The organism is Herbaspirillum sp. C7C2 (genome assembly GCF_022627865.1).
Taxonomy (GTDB): domain Bacteria; phylum Pseudomonadota; class Gammaproteobacteria; order Burkholderiales; family Burkholderiaceae_D; genus Herbaspirillum; species Herbaspirillum frisingense.
In genome coordinates this window covers 354224-371760 of record NZ_JABXGI010000002.1, presented here as the reverse complement: position 1 = coordinate 371760, position 17537 = coordinate 354224, and the positions used below count along the sequence as shown (strand labels likewise).

Annotated in this window: 17 protein-coding genes; 10 read left to right on the top strand and 7 right to left on the bottom strand. The window is 61.4% G+C overall.

Annotated elements, in window-relative coordinates; all coding sequences use genetic code 11:
- Nucleotides 1–74: 74 nt before the first annotated feature.
- The gene (locus HWE04_RS05345; protein ID WP_274620045.1) at nucleotides 75–944 is read left to right on the top strand and encodes a LysR family transcriptional regulator; all 870 of its coding nucleotides are present in this window, start codon (nucleotides 75–77) and stop codon (nucleotides 942–944) included.
- 454 nt (nucleotides 945–1398) lie between these two features.
- Here the strand turns inward: HWE04_RS05345 and HWE04_RS05340 are convergent, their stop codons facing one another.
- Nucleotides 1399–2229 (bottom strand): AraC family transcriptional regulator, encoded by an 831-nt coding sequence (locus tag HWE04_RS05340; protein ID WP_241811747.1) that lies wholly within the window; start codon nucleotides 2227–2229, stop codon nucleotides 1399–1401.
- Nucleotides 2230–2271: 42 nt separating this feature from the next.
- Here HWE04_RS05340 and nfsB point away from each other — a divergent pair, with 42 nt between their 5' ends.
- Nucleotides 2272–2925: an oxygen-insensitive NAD(P)H nitroreductase gene (gene nfsB, locus HWE04_RS05335; RefSeq protein WP_241811746.1), complete on the top strand. Its 654-nt coding sequence runs from the start codon at nucleotides 2272–2274 to the stop codon at nucleotides 2923–2925.
- 320 nt (nucleotides 2926–3245) lie between these two features.
- Here nfsB and HWE04_RS05330 read toward each other — a convergent pair whose 3' ends face one another.
- A complete protein-coding gene (locus HWE04_RS05330; RefSeq protein WP_241811745.1) occupies nucleotides 3246–4040 on the bottom strand; it encodes an alpha/beta fold hydrolase in 795 nt (264 codons plus the stop codon).
- A gap of 112 nt (nucleotides 4041–4152) precedes the next feature.
- Between HWE04_RS05330 and HWE04_RS05325 the strand changes: the two genes are divergently transcribed.
- Complete coding sequence (locus HWE04_RS05325) at nucleotides 4153–5103, top strand: LysR family transcriptional regulator (protein WP_241811744.1); 951 nt, start codon at nucleotides 4153–4155, stop codon at nucleotides 5101–5103.
- Between the two features lie 57 nt (nucleotides 5104–5160).
- On the opposite strand, the gene HWE04_RS05320 is transcribed toward HWE04_RS05325, so the two are convergent.
- Nucleotides 5161–5538, bottom strand: coding sequence for a glyoxalase superfamily protein (locus HWE04_RS05320; protein ID WP_241811743.1), 378 nt, complete (start codon nucleotides 5536–5538; stop codon nucleotides 5161–5163).
- A 285-nt stretch (nucleotides 5539–5823) separates the two neighbouring features.
- The gene (locus HWE04_RS05315; protein WP_241811742.1) at nucleotides 5824–6294 is read right to left on the bottom strand and encodes an Lrp/AsnC family transcriptional regulator; all 471 of its coding nucleotides are present in this window, start codon (nucleotides 6292–6294) and stop codon (nucleotides 5824–5826) included.
- Nucleotides 6295–6402: 108 nt separating this feature from the next.
- Here HWE04_RS05315 and HWE04_RS05310 point away from each other — a divergent pair, with 108 nt between their 5' ends.
- A complete protein-coding gene (locus tag HWE04_RS05310; protein WP_241811741.1) occupies nucleotides 6403–6963 on the top strand; it encodes an RBBP9/YdeN family alpha/beta hydrolase in 561 nt (186 codons plus the stop codon).
- A gap of 51 nt (nucleotides 6964–7014) precedes the next feature.
- On the opposite strand, the gene HWE04_RS05305 is transcribed toward HWE04_RS05310, so the two are convergent.
- Both HWE04_RS05305 and HWE04_RS05300 read right to left on the bottom strand, forming a co-directional pair.
- Nucleotides 7015–7515, bottom strand: coding sequence for a cupin domain-containing protein (locus HWE04_RS05305; protein ID WP_241811740.1), 501 nt, complete (start codon nucleotides 7513–7515; stop codon nucleotides 7015–7017).
- A gap of 96 nt (nucleotides 7516–7611) precedes the next feature.
- Nucleotides 7612–8352, bottom strand: coding sequence for an SDR family NAD(P)-dependent oxidoreductase (locus HWE04_RS05300; RefSeq protein ID WP_241811739.1), 741 nt, complete (start codon nucleotides 8350–8352; stop codon nucleotides 7612–7614).
- Nucleotides 8353–8691: 339 nt separating this feature from the next.
- Between HWE04_RS05300 and HWE04_RS05295 the strand changes: the two genes are divergently transcribed.
- Nucleotides 8692–11454, top strand: coding sequence for an AAA domain-containing protein (locus HWE04_RS05295; RefSeq protein WP_241811738.1), 2763 nt, complete (start codon nucleotides 8692–8694; stop codon nucleotides 11452–11454).
- Here the strand turns inward: HWE04_RS05295 and HWE04_RS05290 are convergent.
- Complete coding sequence (locus HWE04_RS05290) at nucleotides 11417–12811, bottom strand: aminotransferase-like domain-containing protein (RefSeq protein ID WP_180669746.1); 1395 nt, start codon at nucleotides 12809–12811, stop codon at nucleotides 11417–11419. The genes HWE04_RS05295 and HWE04_RS05290 overlap by 38 nt on opposite strands.
- A 478-nt stretch (nucleotides 12812–13289) precedes the next feature.
- Here HWE04_RS05290 and HWE04_RS05285 point away from each other — a divergent pair, with 478 nt between their 5' ends.
- The 5 genes from HWE04_RS05285 to HWE04_RS05265 are packed head-to-tail and all read left to right on the top strand — an operon-like array spanning nucleotide 13290 to nucleotide 17494.
- Entirely contained in the window at nucleotides 13290–13772 is a 483-nt protein-coding gene (locus HWE04_RS05285) for an MSMEG_0572/Sll0783 family nitrogen starvation response protein (RefSeq protein WP_006463016.1), read from the top strand.
- Between the two features lie 15 nt (nucleotides 13773–13787).
- Nucleotides 13788–14870 (top strand): Nit6803 family nitrilase, encoded by a 1083-nt coding sequence (locus HWE04_RS05280; RefSeq protein WP_241811737.1) that lies wholly within the window; start codon nucleotides 13788–13790, stop codon nucleotides 14868–14870.
- Nucleotides 14827–15909: an MSMEG_0568 family radical SAM protein gene (locus tag HWE04_RS05275; RefSeq protein WP_241811848.1), complete on the top strand. Its 1083-nt coding sequence runs from the start codon at nucleotides 14827–14829 to the stop codon at nucleotides 15907–15909. Before HWE04_RS05280 ends, HWE04_RS05275 begins: the two co-directional genes overlap by 44 nt.
- Before the next feature lie 2 nt (nucleotides 15910–15911).
- Nucleotides 15912–16484, top strand: a complete 573-nt coding sequence (locus HWE04_RS05270) for an MSMEG_0567/Sll0786 family nitrogen starvation N-acetyltransferase (protein ID WP_182992214.1) — start codon at nucleotides 15912–15914, stop codon at nucleotides 16482–16484.
- The gene (locus HWE04_RS05265) at nucleotides 16481–17494 is read left to right on the top strand and encodes a sll0787 family AIR synthase-like protein (RefSeq protein ID WP_241811736.1); all 1014 of its coding nucleotides are present in this window, start codon (nucleotides 16481–16483) and stop codon (nucleotides 17492–17494) included. Before HWE04_RS05270 ends, HWE04_RS05265 begins: the two co-directional genes overlap by 4 nt.
- Nucleotides 17495–17537: the final 43 nt, after the last annotated feature.

Sequence of the window (17537 nt, the reverse complement as noted above, 5' to 3'; positions counted from 1 at the left end):
TTCAGGATGGTAAAACGATCGCCATTGATAGAAAATTCCCTAATTAATCACACAGTCCGTGAAAATATTAACCCATGATAGATTGGCAAGATTTGCAGGTGCTGACACTGCTGGCCCGAAATGGCTCACTTTCTGCGGCAGCCCGTGAGCTCGGCGTCGAGCATGCGACGATCGGGCGGCGCATCGATTCGCTGGAGAAAAACCTGGGCCTGCGCCTGGTCGATAGGCTTCCACGGAGCCGTCCGCTGACCAAGGACGGCCTAGCCGTGGCGGCATTGGCGCAGAACATGGCGCAGCAGGCCGCATTGATTGAGCAGCGATCGCGCATGGCATCGGCTGGATTGGCTGGAGTAGTGCGCGTCAGTGTGCCGCCGTCACTCGCGCGCGCCTGCATTGCGCCAAAGATTGCCAGGTTGAATGCCTCGCATCCGGATCTGCAGTTGGTGCTGCTGCCCGGGACGGCATTGGCCGCCCTCAACAAGGGGGAAGCTGATGTCGCCATACGCTCGGTGCGGCCAGAAGACGACGGGCTCATTCGCAAACGTATCGGGGCTGTTCGCTTCGGACTCTATGGCACGGCAAAATTCAGCCGGCATCCGCCTGAGGACTGGACGTTCATTTCCTATGATCAGTCGCTGGATCATCTTCCGCAGCAAATGTGGTTGCATCGCATCCGCTCGGGGCGCCGGATTGCATTCTTCGCCAGCGACTTGCTGACCCAGCAGATCGCGGCGAGCAACCACATTGGGGCGGTAGTGCTGCCTACTATTATTGGCGAGCGCGATGCAGTCCTGATCCAGCTCCCGACGAACGAAGCTCCACCCGTCAGGGATATCTGGCTGACGGCTTATCCTGACGTAAAGCGAAGCCCGGTGGTGAACGCGGTCATTGATTTCTTGATAGCTTGTGTTGAGGAGGAGCCGCTGCTAGCTGATCGTACATGACGGACGGTTTATATTGAACGAGAAATTCGCTTTGTTATGTTGGTCAATCCGTGACGCTTTGGTGTCATCAGATCAAGTGACAAATCCGGAACATGAGATTGGCAGGAGCCGGACGTCTGTTTTCGGCCGCAAGCGGAACATCTAATTGTAATTTGGCAAAGCAAGTTGTACAGCCTGAACGCAGGATGTGACAAGTGCCGCAGAACTTGCCGGAAGCTTCTGAGGTGTTTTGCGTAGCCCCCCTAAGACCTCCCCAAGTTCCCCAAGACATTCAGTCCCGCTGGTCCCAGCTACCATGGCGTCATAAATCTCGCGGGCTTCTTTTTTTCCGCCGAAGGAGTGAAAACTCCTTTGCCAATTGCCGGAAGCAGTCATATCCGTCGTTATCCGCCATATTTTATCTTCGAACATTCGGGTCTAAGCAGTTTCATAATAAGTCTGGTTCTTGCCGAAATTACGAGACTGGTTTATGAAGAAATTGCATGTAGCGCTTGGGGGGCAGGCCGACCAGCCGCGTAAATAAAGTTGTGAAGCTGCTCGTGCTTCTGTACCCAAGTTCCAAGGCAGTTTGAGTAATCGAACGTTGCCGTGCGAGTCTATCAATGGCGTTGATGATCTTCAGATAGTCGCGCCAACGAGTGAAAGACATGCCTGTTTCAGTGACGAACAAACGCGCTAGCGTCCGACCGCTGGTATGCACTTTGTGTGCCAGTTCATCGAGGGTGACGTTCTCGCCTGGAGCGGACCGCAGAATCGCAGTGGCCTGCTGTAAGCGCCGGTCACGACCGTGCGGCAAGTAAAGTTTGGGACCCGATTGAGGCAAAGCTATTTGCATCACAACTAAGCGCGCTACTAGATTGATCGCCTCCGATTGTGACTCTACACGCTGCAGACGCAGCGCCTCGAACGCCAAGGCCCTAAGAAAGTCGGTCGCTACTACGGAGACACAATTGCCAGGCAGGGAGGATGTCAGCCCATTAGACAGGCGCAAGTGAATGAGTGAAGAAGATTCGCTATAGTGGGCGCTATGAGGCAGCTGAGGCGGTATCCATATCGCCATCCCGGGCGGCACGACCCGCCATCCGTCGTCACTCGTCACGGCTAGGGTCCCACGAAAGACAACCGAGATTTGCCCACAGTCGTGGTGGTGCTCCGCAACCTGCATTCCGGCTCCGTGCTCGATGGCAAAGGCGGCAATGTCTGAATCAACAATGGCTGCTGGCGGGTGCATTTTGGCAGTTTCGCGAAAGAATGATGATGAAGTTTCTCCAATAATACAGTGCATTGCCTACGATAACGGCCATTCAGACAACGGAAAAGGAAAAACATGGATATCGTCACCGCCGCCAAGAAACGCTACAGCACCAAAGCTTACGACCCTACCCGCCGCGTTCCCGAAGAAACCATGCAGCGCATCTATGAAGTGCTGCACTCATCCCCTTCGTCGGTGAATTCACAGCCCTGGCACTTCATCGTTGCCAGCACGTCGCAAGGCAAGGCGCGGTTGATCAAAGGCTTACATGGTAGCTACAGCAACAACGAAGCAAAGGTCCGCGATGCCTCGCACGTGATCTTGTTCTGCACCCGCATTGATGTCGACGGCAGCTATTTGGACTGTGTATTGCAGCAGGAAGAACGCGATGGCCGCTTCGCCGACGACAACGCCAGGAGAGGCGCGGCGCAGGTTCGCCTGAACTTCACCAACCGCCACCGTTTCTCAACGAAAGACCTGCCACAGTGGTATGAAAAACAGGTCTACATCGCCCTCGGTAACGCCATGCTGGCGTCCGCAGCGCTGGGTGTAGACAGCACCCCAATGGAAGGTTTTGACTCGGCCGCCTTGGACGCGGAACTCAGTTTGAATGAAAAGGGCCTGTCCAGCCTGGTGCTACTAAGCCTCGGCTATCACGCCGATAGCGACTTCAACGCCAAGCTGCCGAAGTCGCGCTTGCCGCGAGAGCATGTCTTCACTTTCCTATGAGCGTGGTAGGGCTATTTTCACAAGATGACCCTCTACCGCCGATAGGGGGACGTGATGCGCGATGCCTTTCATCGGCCACGCTATCTGGCTATCTCGCAACATATTGGCCCGAAGCGGGCAGCAGGAGCGGCAACGGCCTCACGGCCATCATGCCTCGCCCGAAGGCGGGAGTCGTTATGTGTCTCCCCTCGCGCCCTAAAACATCTGGTGAAAAATCCACAGTGCTTTGATTTGCAAAGACTCTTCGGTGCATCAGCGCGACACCTGCGGCGGGCTGCATGTTGGTGCGTTGATTGCGACGTTTGGTCCGCGCCCGTCGCTTAGTGCCGCTTCGTCTTCGCCAGCGCGTCAATGAAGCCCTCGATCTGCTGCGCCACCGCCTCCGGATCTTCCAGCGGCGACAGATGGCCTACGCCAGGCAGGATGTGCAGCTTGGCCTGGGGAATGCGCGGCAAAAGCTCTGCCTGCAGCGTCGCGACCCGGTCCACCTGATCGTGCTCGCCAGAAATAACGAGCGTGGGCACCTCGATGGCGGCCACCTCCGTGGCGATGTTCTCCGCCATCGCTACGTTGGGCCAGGCGTGCTTGGCCTGAGGCGCAGCCCGCAGGCTGTCCTCGATGACCTGGGCGCGGCGGGCCGCCGTCAGCGGTTGTGCCGTCAGCACATGATCGATCACGAACTCCACCGATTCGCGCGTCTGGTAGGCACCTACCAACATGGCGCGCTGTTCGGCGGAAAGCAGCATGGGCGAGGGCGGGGACGGTGCCACCAGAATCAGCCCCTCGAGTCCGTGCGGCCGGCGCGAGGCCACCAGCTGTGCCACCTTGCCGCCCATGGAGTGGCCGACCAGCACATAGCGCTGCAGTCCCAGTGCGGCAATGACGCCCTCGGCATCGGCGGCCAGGTCGGCAATCCGGTAGCCGTCAGCAGGCGCATCAGAGCGGCCCCAGCCGCGATGGTCAGTCGCGACGATGCGGTAGCGGGGCGCCATTTGCGCGGCCACCGCATCCCAGGTGCGCGACGAGCCGCCGTAGTAGTGCAGAAACACCAGCGCCAGTTCGCCGCTGCCCTGCTGGGCCACATGGATGCGTGTTCCGTTGGTTTCGATATGCATTTCTCTGCTCCTTGGTGATGGGGAGACTCCACGATAGATTAGATTGCCAAAAGTTATAATCGCCAATTTGTTAGCGGTAGTCGATACCGGTATGATCGAATAAGGGAGCGGCATGGACAAACTGATGAGCCTGAATGTCTTCGTGGCAGCGGTAGAGGAAGGCAGTTTTGCCGGGGCGGCGCGGCGCTTCGCGCTATCGCCGGCGATGGCGGGCAAGCACGTCAGCCAGATCGAGAAGGAGCTTGGCGCCCGTCTGTTTCAACGCACGACGCGCCGCCTGAGCCTCACCGATGTGGGCCGGAGGTATTACGAACGTTGCCGCCAGATCCTCGCTGCATTCGATGAGGCGAACCGCGAAGTGACTGTTGCGCAAGGGAGCGCAAGCGGCATGCTGCGCGTGGCGGTGCCGCTGACCTTCGGCGCGATGCATCTGGGCCCGGTCGTGGCGCGCTATCTTGCGGATCACCCTGAGGTCAACGTCGAGGTCGTACTCGGCGACCGCTATGTCGATCTGATTGATGCAGGTGTAGACGTGGCAATCCGCATCGGAAAGCTCGACGATCCCGCACTGGTCACACGCCGCCTGGCACCCTGCAGCATGATCGCCTGTGCCTCCCCCGGCTTCATCGCGCAGCATGGCCTGCCCGCCACGCCTCAAGCCTTGTCGCGCCTGCCGCGGCTGGCCTTCAGTGACGCAGTCTCCGCCGGCGACTGGACATTCATCGATGCAGCGGGACAAGCGCATCGCCTCGACGGTCCTTGCCGCGTGACGGCGAACAATATGCAGATGCTCCTGGCTTGCGTGCTGGCGGGCGCGGGAGTGGGCTACGGGCCGGCCTTCGTTTTCGGTGAGCACATCAGGCAGGGGCGCCTGCTTGCATTGCTGCCGGATTACCGGACCACCACATTGACCATCCAGGCCGTCTATCCGAGCGCGCGAGGAATTCCGCTCAAGGTCCGCCGCTTTGTCGATTATCTTGCCGAGGAGTTCGGCGATCATCCGCCGTGGGAGATCCAGGACACCGCGACGCCCCCCCGGCAACGCATCGCAGAATTAATGTGAACAGGCCCTGGATCGATTGGAATCAGCTTGACGTCCGCTTCTGGCCGATAGCTGCCGTCAGTTGCTCTCGGCGTCAGTAGTGAAGACGATTCGATTACCAAATGGGTCCAGAATCGACATATCTCGGCTGCCCCAGGGAGTTGCCTTCACCTCCGGGAAATATCCCATGTATGGACGGCCTTTCAGTTCGAGGTAGAGCTCGTCCACGTTCCCTACCGGGATGCGCAACGCAGATCCCGGGCAGGCATCCCCATGATGCTCCGATAGGTGCAGAATGCAGCTCTCCCGGGAAATCTGCAGATATAGGGGCAGATGCTTGTCAAAACGATGTTGCCAATCAATTTTGAAATTTAGCCACTCAACGTAAAAGGACAGTGCCTTCGCCTCGTCGAAAATCCTGAGTATTGGTATCGGTGAATGAATTCTGTTTGTCATTTCTTTGATGGATTGAGAGCCAAATTTGCTTACACAGACAACGGGATTCCCACTCTGTCCACTCTTGGCCGAATTCGGCCGTTGGGCTCAGCAGAGCAGGGTGCCGCGCTGAAAAGTCAAGAACGGTCACGACCGTCCAAAACTTTCCGACAGCAGCCTGACGCGTACCTCTAAGCTGCCGGTTTGCAACCGCTTTGTTTGAATACTCTTTCGGTCGAGAGCATGGGCGACGATCTACTGGTGACCAGGAACATAGTCACCACAGACCTTGATCGTAGAGGTGATTCAAGCCCTTGAAACGATAGCTTTCGACGGGTAACTTGCCAGAATTACTGACGTGGTAACTGGCCCAAACCGCGCCAGCGCATCGATGGCAGCTTCCAGCTGCGCCATCTCTTCAACGACGACACGCACAATGAAGCAATCTTCCCCAGTTATGCGGTGTGCTTCAATAATCTCCGGCATCGCTTCGAAGGCCAACAAGCAGCGCTTGATCTCCGCGTGGGTGGTACGAATCCGCACCATTGCGGAGATATTGTGGCCCACCAAGCCGGGATTTATTCTTGCCGTGTAGCCTTCAATTACACCTCGGTCTTCCAATTTCCTGATGCGGGCGGTGATGGCTGGTTGAGATAGACCAATCTGCTTTCCCAGCTCTGTATTGCTCATGCGCGCATTGTGTTGAAGGGCCTCCAAGATGCGCCAGTCCAGGCGGTCTAATGCCTCCGCTTTAATTTCATTTGTCGAGTCTATCATCTTCCGTCAATTCATCGGTTCAGTGCCGTCAATTCATTCGAATGCCGATGTTGCCTTAGTTCGGGTCTCAATACAATGAGTGCAGTTTCATCAATGGAGATTTCGCAAATGCATCATTCCGTCCTTGTGGTTCCTGGCATCGGCAACTCTGGCCCTTCGCACTGGCAGAGCCTATGGCAGTCTTCGTATCCGAATTGGCGGCGGCTCATCGTCGAAGATTGGGACAAAGTGGAACGTGACGACTGGGTATCTTCTCTGGAGCGACAACTTGTCAATGCTCCTGCAAACACCCTGCTGGTTGCACATAGCCTGGGATGTCTAGCGGTGGCACATTGGGCTGCACATTCGGAAAAGAAGATTGGCGGCGCCTTGCTGGTTGCCGTTCCCGATCCAGCGGCGCCTTCATTTCCGCGTGGCGCGGCGCATGGATTCGCACCTATACCTCTGGTGCCATTAAGGTTTCCGTCAGTCGTCGTCTGTAGCACGGACGATCCCTACGGCAGCGTCGACCACGGCCGGGAATGCGCCAATGCCTGGGGCAGCGAATTCGTCGAGGTTGGAGCGAAGGGGCACCTCAATGCGGAAAGCAAGCTAGGTGCCTGGCCGGAAGGGCTGGATTTGCTCGCTAGAATGTCCATGTCCAGGGATTACGGCCGAGGGACCCTATAGTCAATATGCGCATTGTTGAAAGAAAACTCCAATCGCATTGCCAAGCGACCGTCACTTCCGTGCTAAACGTTTGATCAGTTCCTGGTGCTGCGGCCAATCTTCCAGCAGCAACTCTGCCTGGGCGATTTCAAACGCATCAAATTCGAAGCCTGGCGCCACCGTGCAGCCCACCAGACTGTGACCGTCTTGAACCGTACACTCCGCCGCAAACCAGGCGCCTGCCGGGACCAGCGCCTGGAAATCGGCACCGTCATGCTCCAGCGGATTACCCAGGCGGAAAGTCTGAAGCGCCCCGTGCGGCTGCAGGACGTGGACGTGCAGAGGATCACCTTCATAGAAGTGCCACATCTCTTCTGAATCAATCCGGTGCCACGTCGATCTATCCTTGCCACCGAGAAGGTAATAGATCGCGGTCGCCGCCGAGCGCGGCGAACCGCGCGCCGAGCGTTCCACACGCTCCTGACTGCGATGGGTCTCGCGATAGAAGCCCCCCTCCGGATGCGGTTGAAGGTCCAGATGGGAAATCAATTCTTCGAAGCGGTGTCGAGACATTTTTCAGTGTGATGGAAAGGTGGAGGGGGGGTATGCGCCCTGATGCTTCCAGTTCTTGACGCGCTCTCGCACTCGCAGATCTGGTGTGAACAGGGCCTAGGTTAGATTCAATCCGCCATCCGATAGCAGGATTTCACCGGTGAGATAGTCCGATGCAACCAACATCGCAACGGCTTGGGCGATGTCTTCCGGACGGGCAGATCGGCGCATCGGCGAGCGCTCCTTCCAGATTTGCTGCGCCTGGGTCCAGTCTGCGGTCAGTGGCGTATCGACCAATCCCGGGGCGACAGCATTTACTCGGATGTCGGGCGCAAGTGAAACAGCGAGTAGCCGGGTCATATGATTCAAGGCCGCCTTGGTCGCTGAATATGGAATCGATGCGCCCTTCGGGCGGACGCCCGCATGTGAACTGATGTTGACTATGCAGCCGGGTCGACCGAAGCGTGTCGAATCACGCAAGGCCGATTCAGCCTCAGCGATCAAACGAAAAGGAGCAACCACGTTCACTTCATACAGCTCATGCCACACATCGGGCGTTGCGGCCGCCAAATCCTGGTGCGAAATAACACGGCTGATTCCTGCGTTATTAACCAGGACATCCAGCCGCCCCCAGGATGCTATCGCTTCGCGGATCAGTCGCACCCTGTCGTCATCATTAGCCAGATCAGCTTGCACATAGATGGCCGATCCGAGTTCGAGTGCCAGTCGTTGTCCGGCCTCTACCGAATTACGCGAGTGCAATACGATTGAATATCCTTCTTTTGCGAGCCGGCGGGCAATTGCCACACCGATGCCAGAAGTTGAGCCTGTGATAAGTGCGACGGGAGCCTGTGACATCGTGGAAGCCTATACGGTTGGGTGCATGACAAGTTGATAAACGTTCGTCTCACTTTGACGAAGGCCTGCTTCTGGCGATTGCGGTCCTCATGAATGGCCGCTTCAGCCCTCCGCTGTCCCTCTGCCGCCCGCTGCAACACCAGCGGTGACGGCAGCGGCGCCTCCTTGGGCTTAGCGCCGATCATCTTGCAGCCGCAGGCCTGGCTGACAAGCCGGCATGCTGGTGGCATGATAACGCCTCTAATTTGCCGCAAGGCAAACATATCAATGACCTGCTGCCCGACATTGTCCTCCGATGGCGATGGCGTTGGTGGCAGCGGGCAAGCGCAGGGGGCGGCGATGTCAGCGGTAACCATCCATCTTCGGGGCGAAGACCGGACTGCACAAATCCATGACTGGAAGATTTACTGGAGCGACAAGCATCAGGCCTGGTTCCTGACCTGTTACTTCCATAGCACCAAATCCTTCAGCCTGCCGCTGGCCGAATGCCGCATCTCTCCGACCCGCGAGCTGGGCGGCGCCTTGCTCGACAAGGGCAAGGGAGGGGCGGCCAAGCGGGTGGAGCAGGCTACGCTCTATGGAAACAAGTATGTGATCGTCAGCTATGCCGGTAACCGCAAGGGCTATCTGCATCGCCTGGATGACGTCAGCGTGGTGGCCGAGACCAAGCTCAAGCAGACGCCGGTCTTCCGCTATTTCCTGGCCGTTGCGCAGGCCCGGGGCGGGCAGGGTGGTGAGGCCTCGCCGGATCAGGACCGCATCGCCGATAACGTACTGCGCCAGCTTAACAAGCTGCCAGCCCATCCGGACAGCGCCTTGCAGGCCTATTGCAGTGGCGCGAATCGCAGCCGCGAACTCTCCCGTCCATTGATCTTCCCCTTCGGCGTCAATGCCAGCCAGATCGAGGCGGTGGAGCAAGCCTTCCGTGCGCAGATCAGCGTGATCGAAGGTCCTCCCGGTACCGGCAAGACCCAGACCATCCTCAATATCGTTGCCAATATCCTGTTGCGGGACGAAACGGTCGCCATCCTCTCCAACAACAACTCGGCCGTGGATAACGTGGTCGAGAAGTTGCAGAAATCTGACCTGGATTATCTGGTGGCCAAACTCGGCAGCAAGGCAAAGCGTTCCGCATTCTTTGAATCCCCGCCTGCGGTGCCGTCGGAACCCCCATTGCCCGCACCCGCGCTGGAAGAAATTGACGCCGCCGTCATCCGCCTCAAGCAGTACCTGCACGCCCACAACCGCGCAGCCCAGCTCAAGGCCGAGATCCAGGAGTTGCAGGTCGAGCAGCGCTATCTGCAGCAGTGGCATGATGAAAACGACGTGCCAGCGGGGCCGGCACTGGAACGATACCGATTGACGCCCGCCCGCGCGGCCGATCTCATGGCCTACTTGTCGCATCTGGGGCAGAAGTCGATCGGACTGCGCGAACGGTTCAGCCTGCTGTTGCGCTTCGGCATCGTCCGCGCCGGTCCCTTCGCTGCCGGCGCCCAGCGCGCACGCAGCTTCCATGCCCTGCAGGCCCACTTCTACCAGCGCCAGCTGCAAGAGAAGGAGAGCGAGCTGGCGGCCTGTCTGGCGACCTTGAAAGAGGGGAGCTTCGATGCCTCGCTGGAGCAGGTGCGCCAGGATTCCATGCTCTGCCTGAAGCAACATCTGCACAGCAGCGCCCCCGCTTCACAAGCCTTCGGGATCGATACCTATCAGGCAGACTTCGGCGATTTTCTGGCACGCTATCCGATCATTGCCAGCAGTACCCATTCCATCATCAATTCGCTGGCCGAGGGCGCCATGCTGGACTACGTCATCATCGACGAGGCGTCCCAGCAGGACATCCTGCCCGGCATCCTGGGCCTGGGCTGTGCGCGCAACCTGATCGTCGTCGGTGACCGCCGCCAGTTGCCGCATATTCCGGTGGAGCTGGGCAAGCCGGCGCCGTCGCCGGCCTATGACTGCGAGCGGCTGAGCCTGCTCGATTCGGTGATGGCGGTCTTCGGGGATGCGCTGCCGCGTACCTTGCTGAAGGAACATTACCGCTGCCATCCGCGCATCATCCAGTTCTGCAACCAGCAGTTCTATGACAATGCCCTGATCCCGATGACGCCCGACGACGGCAGCGAGCCGCTGCGCCTGATCGTCACGGCCAAGGGCAATCACATGCGCACGACCACCAATCTGAGAGAAATCGAATCCCTGCTGGCAGTGCTGGATGAGGCCGGTGAGCGCAGCGGTGTGGATGCCCAGGGCCGTGGCTTCATCGCGCCTTTCCGGGCACAGGTGAAGCTGGCCGGTGCGCAACTGCCGTCGGATTTCGTCAGCGATACCGTGCACAAATTCCAGGGCAGGGAATGCGAGGAAATGGTCTTCTCGACCGTGCTGGACAAGAAGCGCAGCAGCCAGTCGATGTCCGCCTTCGTCGATGCGGCGCAGATGGTCAATGTCGCCGTGTCACGGGCCAAGCGGAGATTCACTCTGGTGACCGGCGATGAGGTCTTCGCCCAGCGCAATGGGCCGGTGGCCGCACTGATCCGCTATATCGAATACTACGCAGACCAGGCGCAAGTGCGGCGCGCGCCGGTGGTGTCCGCCTTCGACCTGCTGTACCAGGAATACGACCGCTCACTGGCCAGGCTGGCCGCCAGCTTGCGCAGCAGCGATTCGCACTTCCGGTCGGAGCAGATCGTGACGCAGCTGCTGCGAGAACTGCTGGCAAGCACGCGCTTTGCCGGCTTGCGCTTCCATTGCCAGGTCCGCCTGCAGCAGCTGGCGTCTGCCCGCAATCCCGCCATGACACCGCGCGAGCTTGAATTCATGGCACAACAGGCCAGTTGTGACTTCGTGATCTATTTCAAGGTCGGCAAGCAACCGCTGGGCGTGATCGAAGTGGACGGGGGCTTGCACCATGGCCAGCAACAGGGCGAACGTGACGCGCTCAAGAACAGCATCCTGCGCAAGAGCGGTATCGATCTGCTGCGCCTGCAGACCATCGATAGTGATATCGAGGCCAGGCTGGGCAGGTTCCTCGCGCAGTGGGTGGATGCCGAGGCGGCTACCGGCGAAACTACACCACCGCCGGCCGCGCCAGCGGCGCTTCATTGAGCGCATCGCGGATGACCTCCAGCGCGTGCTGGATATCGTGGCGGTTGGCCACGCCGCCGATACAGACCCGTACTGCCTGTTCCGGCGCGGCCCCTACGGCAAAGGCGTCGCTGGCCACCACGCCGATGCCGGAGGAGCGCATCTGGGCGGCGAAGCTGGCGGCCTGCCAGCCGCCGCGCAGCTTGATCCAGAGATGGAAGGCCTCGGCTTCGGAGGCGTAGCTGTGCGGGGGCAGGATACGGGCCGCGATCTTCTGGCGGGCCATGGATTCCTTGCGGATGTTGGCCAGCGCCAGGTCGGCCACGCCATCGCGTATCCAGTGCGTGGCCAGGGTCGAGGTGATGGGCGAGGCCATCACCGTGGTGGCCCGTAGCGAGGCGGTGAGGCGTGCCGCCGAGTGGGTGTCCGGCGCCACCATGTAGGCGATGCGCAAACCGGCGCCCACGCTCTTGGCCAGGCCGGTGACGTAGAAGGTCAGTTCACTGCCCAGGCTGGCAATGGCCGGCGGGGTCGAGCGCGGCAGGAAGCCATAGGCGTCGTCCTCGATGATGGCGACTTCGTAGTGGCGGGCGATATCCACCAGCGCCTGGCGCCGTGACAGCGAGGTGGTGCAGGTGGTGGGGTTCAACAGCGTCGGATTGCAGTACAGGGCCTTGGGCGCGTATTGCGCGCAGGCGCCGGCAAAGGCGACGGCGTCGATGCCTTCGTTGTCCATCGGCAAGCCCACCAGCTTGATGCCCAGTTGCCCGGCCAGGGCACGCAGGCCAGGGTAGGTCACGTCTTCACAGCACAGCACGCCACCGGGGCCGACCAGCATGGTCAGGATCGCCAGCAACGCGCATTGCGCGCCGGGGGTGACCAGCACCCGTTCCGGTTCCACCACCAGCCCGCGCCGGCGCAGCCACAGGGCGCCGGCCTCGCGGTCTTCGGGCGAGCCGCCGAAGTCCTGGTAACGCATCAGGTCGCGCAGCCTGCCGTTGACCTTGCTCCATCCTGCCTGCATCAGTTCCACCAGTTCCGGCGACTCCGGCTCGGGCGGCATGTTCATGGACATGTCCACGTTGGGCCGTCCCTCGGTCACGCGGGGGATGCGCGGGCGCCGCTTGCCGCAGACAAAGGTGCCGCGTCCCACCACCGAATCGACCAGTCCGCGCCGGTGCGCTTCTGTATACGCCCGGGCCACCGTGGTGAAGTCCAGGTCCAGCGCTTCGGCCAGCTTGCGCTGCGGCGGCAGGCGCTGCTCGGCCTGCAGGTGGCCGGTGGCGACATCCTCGGCGATGGCATTGGCGATGGCCAGATAGAGCGGGCCGCTGCCCTTCTTCAGTTTGGGGACCCACATGGTGCTGTTCTTCGGCATGACGATTCCTTGGTCGGCGTTCCTGGGGGCTCCCGATCCTTTCCGATCTCTCCTGAGCTTGCCCGGATTCAATATTGACTGCATCGGCAGGCGTCATTGAATGCAATTTGTATTCCATCCAATGCAGCCCCCAGGCGGCTCTCGCTGCACCGCCTTGTGTCATCGGAGACGGCGTGCCTGCACCAAGGTAAAACACGTCGCTACTCCAGAGTGCATGCGGGTTTGCGCGATTGTATGGAGCGATTGAATGGATTGCTGCACGGGCGCTGAAAAGCCCGTCGGGAAGGTCCCCCCGGGAAGCCGCGAGCGTGCTGGAAGCCGGATCGGCGGCCAGCGATTGACGGGATTTTCATGCAGTCAATTCACGCATTGACGGGGCATTGTTGGCACGCGTGATGCATTCAATGCCAGCGTCGCGGCAACGTCGCCGGACCACTTCCACAAGTGACCACCCACAGCAATCAAGAGGAGTCTCACCATGCCCGCAGTCACCAAAGCAGCCCACGCCCCCGGCGATTTCCTGGTGGATTATGAAGAGAAGGTATTCGAAGACGTCAAAGCCCAGCCGGGTGAAAAAGCGCTGGTGACCTTCCATACCGTGGCCTTCGAAGGTTCGATCGGTTTCGTCAACCTGTTGCAGGCCACGCGTCTGAAGCGCAAGGGTTTCGAAACCTCCATCCTGCTGTACGGCCCGGGTGTGACGCTGGGCGTGCAGCGTGGCTTCCCCACCCTGGGCGATGAAGCCTTCCCCGGCCACCAGAACTTCAACAAGCAGATCGTCAAGTTCATGGAAGAGGGCGGCAAGGTCTATGCCTGCCGCTTCGCCCTGCAGGCTCTGTACGGCCACGGCGAGCCCTCGCTGATCCCGGGCATCCGTCCGATCAACCCGCTGGATGTGCTGGACCTGGTGTTGCTGCATCGTCGCGACAACGCCTTCATCCTCGACACCTGGACCCTGTAAGCGGAAGGGCGGCCCATGAGCATCAACAAGAGAACGGTACGGGCGGCGGCGGTGCAGATCGCGCCCGACCTCGATAGTGCCGACGGCACCGTGGCCAAGGTCTGCCAGGCCATCGCCGACGCCGCTGCGCAAGGCGCGCAGCTGGTGGTGTTTCCGGAAACCTTCGTTCCTTACTATCCGTACTTTTCGTTCGTGCGGCCGCCCTTTGCGTCCGGGCCTGAGCACCTGCTGCTCTACGAGCGCGCCGTCGAGGTGCCGGGTCCGGTCACCCAGGCCGTGTCGGCTGCGGCACGCCAGCATGGCACGGTGGTCGTGCTGGGTGTCAATGAACGCGACCACGGCACGCTCTACAACACGCAACTGGTGTTCGATGCCGATGGCGAGCTGGTCCTGAAACGCCGCAAGATCACGCCGACCTATCACGAGCGCATGATCTGGGGCCAGGGCGACGCCAGCGGCCTGAAGGTCGTGCCCACTGCCGTGGGGCGCCTGGGTGCGCTGGCCTGCTGGGAACACTACAACCCGCTGGCACGCTACAGCCTGATGGCGCAGCACGAGGAAATCCACTGCGCGCAATTCCCCGGCTCCATGGTCGGCCAGATCTTTGCCGACCAGATGGAAGTCACCATCCGTCATCACGCCCTGGAAGCGGGCTGCTTCGTCATCAATGCCACCGGCTGGCTGACCGATGAGCAGATCGCCGCCATCGAACCCGATCCCAAGGCGCAGAAGGCGCTGCGCGGCGGCTGCTGTACCGCCATCGTCTCGCCGGAGGGCAAGCTGCTGGCCGAGCCACTGCGCAGCGGCGAAGGCATCCTGGTGGCCGATCTCGATATGGAACTGGTCACCAAGCGCAAGCGCATGATGGATTCGGTGGGCCACTACGCGCGCCCGGAACTATTGCACCTGGTGATCGATGATCGCCGTACTTCCCCCATGTCTTCCCTGTTCCCGGCGGAACAGTCTTCTCCTGTCATCCCATCTTCCGCGAGGCCACATCATGCAGACAGCCGTCATCCAGTTGCATCCCCAGCGTTCGAGCCGCAAGGCGCCCATGGAACTGATCTCGGAGCTGCAATCCTTAGGGCTGCGTCTTGACGATCCCACTGCCGGCGCGCAAAGCCGGCGCGGCGGGGCAGGGCCGTCCGACCACAAGGCGGTGACGGTCGACGGCCATACCGTGATGATCCCGGTGCATACGGCCGGCTCCTGGTCCTCGCCCTATGTGGCCACGCAACCGGGCGCGGATGGCGCCTCGCGCATCCTGCGCGACGGCGTCGAGGTGGGGGTGGTGTCCTTCCCGCGCCAGCCGCGCTTCTACAAGATGCAGACCTTCGATGGCATCCCCTACGGCAAGATCGCCACGCTGCACGGCGCCGACGTGCTGGCCACTACCATCCTGCAGAGCTGCATCCGCTATGAGAGCCGGCGCAAGTCCTGCCAGTTCTGCGCCATCGGCCAGTCGCTGGCGGCCGGCCGCACCATCCTGCGCAAGACCCCCGAGCAACTGGGCGAGGTGGCGCGGGCCGCGGTGCTGCTGGATGGCGTCAAGCACATGGTGATGACCACCGGTACGCCCAACGCCACCGACCGTGGCGCGCAGATCCTGTGCGAGAGCGCTTTCGGCGTGAAGTCGGCGGTGAACCTGCCGATCCAGGGGCAGTGCGAGCCGCCCGATGACGATGCCTGGTTCCGCCGCATGCACGACGCCGGCATCGATACCCTGGGCATGCATCTGGAAGCGGTCACCCCCGAAGTGCGCAAGCGCATCATGCCGGGCAAGGCCAGCGTACCGGTGGAGCGCTATATGGACGCGTTCGCAGCCGCTGTCGATGTCTTTGGTCGCGGCCAGGTCAGCACCTACATCCTGGCCGGGCTGGGCGACAGCGACGAGGCCATCCTGGGCATGAGCGAGCGCCTGATCGCGCTGGGTGTCTATCCCTTCGTGGTGCCCTTCGTGCCGATCTCCGGCACGCCACTGGAAGACCATCCCTCGCCCGATGCCGCTGCCATGCGGCGCCTGTTGAGCCCGCTGGCCGACATGCTGGAAGCGGCCGGCATGCGCTCCGGCGACGCCAAGGCCGGTTGCGGCAAGTGCGGCGCCTGCTCCTCCCTGTCTTCGTTCGAAAGGAAGTGATCATGAGCGATGTGGTCGAGAAAGCTGTTGCCCCCGTCACTGCGCTGGCGCCGTCAGCCCCGGTAGTGCGCATCAAGCTGGCGTTGGACAAATGGGAGCGCGAGCAGGCGCGCCAGTTGCGCCGCGAAGTGTTCTGCGCCGAGCAGGGCGTGTTTCAGGACGACGATACCGACGCCATCGACGCCATCGCCATGCCCATCGTGGCTGTGATGGAGGCGCCCGATGGCAGCCGCAGCGTGGTCGGTACCGTGCGCATCCATGAATCCGCACCCGGCGTGTGGCACGGCTCGCGCCTGGCGGTGGCGCAGCATGCGCGGCGCATCGGCTCGGTCGGCAGCGGCCTGATCCGGCTGGCGGTCTGCACCGCCCATGCCCATGGCTGCCATACCTTCCTGGCCCAGGTGCAGAGCCAGAATGCGCCGCTGTTCCGGCGCCTGCACTGGCAGACCCTGGCCGAGATCGAGGTACACGGTCTGCCGCATCACCAGATGCAGGCCGACCTGGCCTTCTATCCGCCCATCAGCGACGGCGAGCGGGGTTTCCTGGCCGGCCAGCGCGAGGAGCGTGCAGCATGAATGCGCGAGACAGCGCGCCCACGCTGGCGCAGATCGTGACGACCCTGCGCGCCGCCCGTGGCATCGCGCACAAGCGCGATATCGATGCGGTGGTCCAGGTGCTGGACCCGGCGCCAGCGGTGCGGCATCAGGGCCACACCCTGGCCGTGGGCGACGACTGTGCCGCCATTCCCGATGGCGATGGCTATCTGCTGTTCGCCATCGAAGGTTTCATCAACGAATTCGTTGAACAGCAACCGTGGTTTGCCGGCTATTGCGGCGTGATGGTCAACGTCAGCGACATCTATGCCATGGGCGGCCGCCCGGTGGCGGTGGTCGATGCCCTGTGGAGCCGTGACGGCGATGCCGCGCGGCCGGTGCTGGAAGGACTGGCCGAGGGTGCGCGCGTGTATGGCGTGCCACTGGTGGGCGGGCATAGCAACCGGCGCAATGACCGCGAGCAGTTGTCGGTGTCCATCATCGGTCGCGCCCGGCGCCTGCTGACCAGCTTTGATGCCCGCAGCGGTGATCATCTGGTGGCCGTGATCGATCTGCGTGGCCGCTTCCAGGAACCCTATGCCTACTGGAACGCCAGTTCCGGCGCGCCTGCCGAACGCCTGCGCGCCGATCTGGAATTGCTGCCGGCCATCGCCGAGGACGGGCTGGCCAGTGCCGCCAAGGACATCAGCATGGCCGGTGTGATCGGTACCGCGCTGATGCTGCTGGAGTGCTCCGGCAAGGGCGCGCTGATCGATCTGGACGCCATTCCCTGCCCACCGGGTGTGGATTTCCAGCGCTGGCTGACGGCCTTCCCCAGTTATGGTTTCTTGCTCAGCGTGTCGGCGCCGGACCTGGAACAGGTACTGGGCCGCTTCGCCGCCCGTGGCCTGTCGGCCGCGTCCATCGGCCGCATCGATGACAGCCGCACACTGCGCCTGTCCATGCAGGGCCAGACGGAGACCTTCTGGGACCTGGCCGAAGAAGCCCTGATCGGCTGCGGCCCGGTGCGTGCCGGGCAGGGTGGTGTGTGATGACGCGACCAGTCTCGGCCCTGATGCGGCCCCTGCGGATCGC

Excerpts from the sequence above, each read along its gene's own strand:
- HWE04_RS05340 (WP_241811747.1), bottom strand. The coding sequence starts at position 2,229 with ATGCACTGTATTATTGGAGAAACTTCATCATCATTCTTTCGCGAAACT.
- HWE04_RS05310 (WP_241811741.1), top strand. The coding sequence starts at position 6,403 with ATGCATCATTCCGTCCTTGTGGTTCCTGGCATCGGCAACTCTGGCCCT.
- HWE04_RS05320 (WP_241811743.1), bottom strand. The coding sequence starts at position 5,538 with ATGACAAACAGAATTCATTCACCGATACCAATACTCAGGATTTTCGAC.
- HWE04_RS05280 (WP_241811737.1), top strand. The coding sequence starts at position 13,788 with ATGAGCATCAACAAGAGAACGGTACGGGCGGCGGCGGTGCAGATCGCG.
- HWE04_RS05300 (WP_241811739.1), bottom strand. The coding sequence starts at position 8,352 with ATGTCACAGGCTCCCGTCGCACTTATCACAGGCTCAACTTCTGGCATC.
- HWE04_RS05295 (WP_241811738.1), top strand. The coding sequence starts at position 8,692 with ATGTCAGCGGTAACCATCCATCTTCGGGGCGAAGACCGGACTGCACAA.
- HWE04_RS05265 (WP_241811736.1), top strand. The coding sequence starts at position 16,481 with ATGAATGCGCGAGACAGCGCGCCCACGCTGGCGCAGATCGTGACGACC.
- HWE04_RS05330 (WP_241811745.1), bottom strand. The coding sequence starts at position 4,040 with ATGCATATCGAAACCAACGGAACACGCATCCATGTGGCCCAGCAGGGC.
- HWE04_RS05345 (WP_274620045.1), top strand. The coding sequence starts at position 75 with ATGATAGATTGGCAAGATTTGCAGGTGCTGACACTGCTGGCCCGAAAT.
- HWE04_RS05325 (WP_241811744.1), top strand. The coding sequence starts at position 4,153 with ATGGACAAACTGATGAGCCTGAATGTCTTCGTGGCAGCGGTAGAGGAA.
- HWE04_RS05315 (WP_241811742.1), bottom strand. The coding sequence starts at position 6,294 with ATGATAGACTCGACAAATGAAATTAAAGCGGAGGCATTAGACCGCCTG.
- nfsB (WP_241811746.1), top strand. The coding sequence starts at position 2,272 with ATGGATATCGTCACCGCCGCCAAGAAACGCTACAGCACCAAAGCTTAC.
- HWE04_RS05275 (WP_241811848.1), top strand. The coding sequence starts at position 14,827 with ATGGAACTGATCTCGGAGCTGCAATCCTTAGGGCTGCGTCTTGACGAT.
- HWE04_RS05285 (WP_006463016.1), top strand. The coding sequence starts at position 13,290 with ATGCCCGCAGTCACCAAAGCAGCCCACGCCCCCGGCGATTTCCTGGTG.
- HWE04_RS05270 (WP_182992214.1), top strand. The coding sequence starts at position 15,912 with ATGAGCGATGTGGTCGAGAAAGCTGTTGCCCCCGTCACTGCGCTGGCG.
- HWE04_RS05305 (WP_241811740.1), bottom strand. The coding sequence starts at position 7,515 with ATGTCTCGACACCGCTTCGAAGAATTGATTTCCCATCTGGACCTTCAA.
- HWE04_RS05290 (WP_180669746.1), bottom strand. The coding sequence starts at position 12,811 with ATGCCGAAGAACAGCACCATGTGGGTCCCCAAACTGAAGAAGGGCAGC.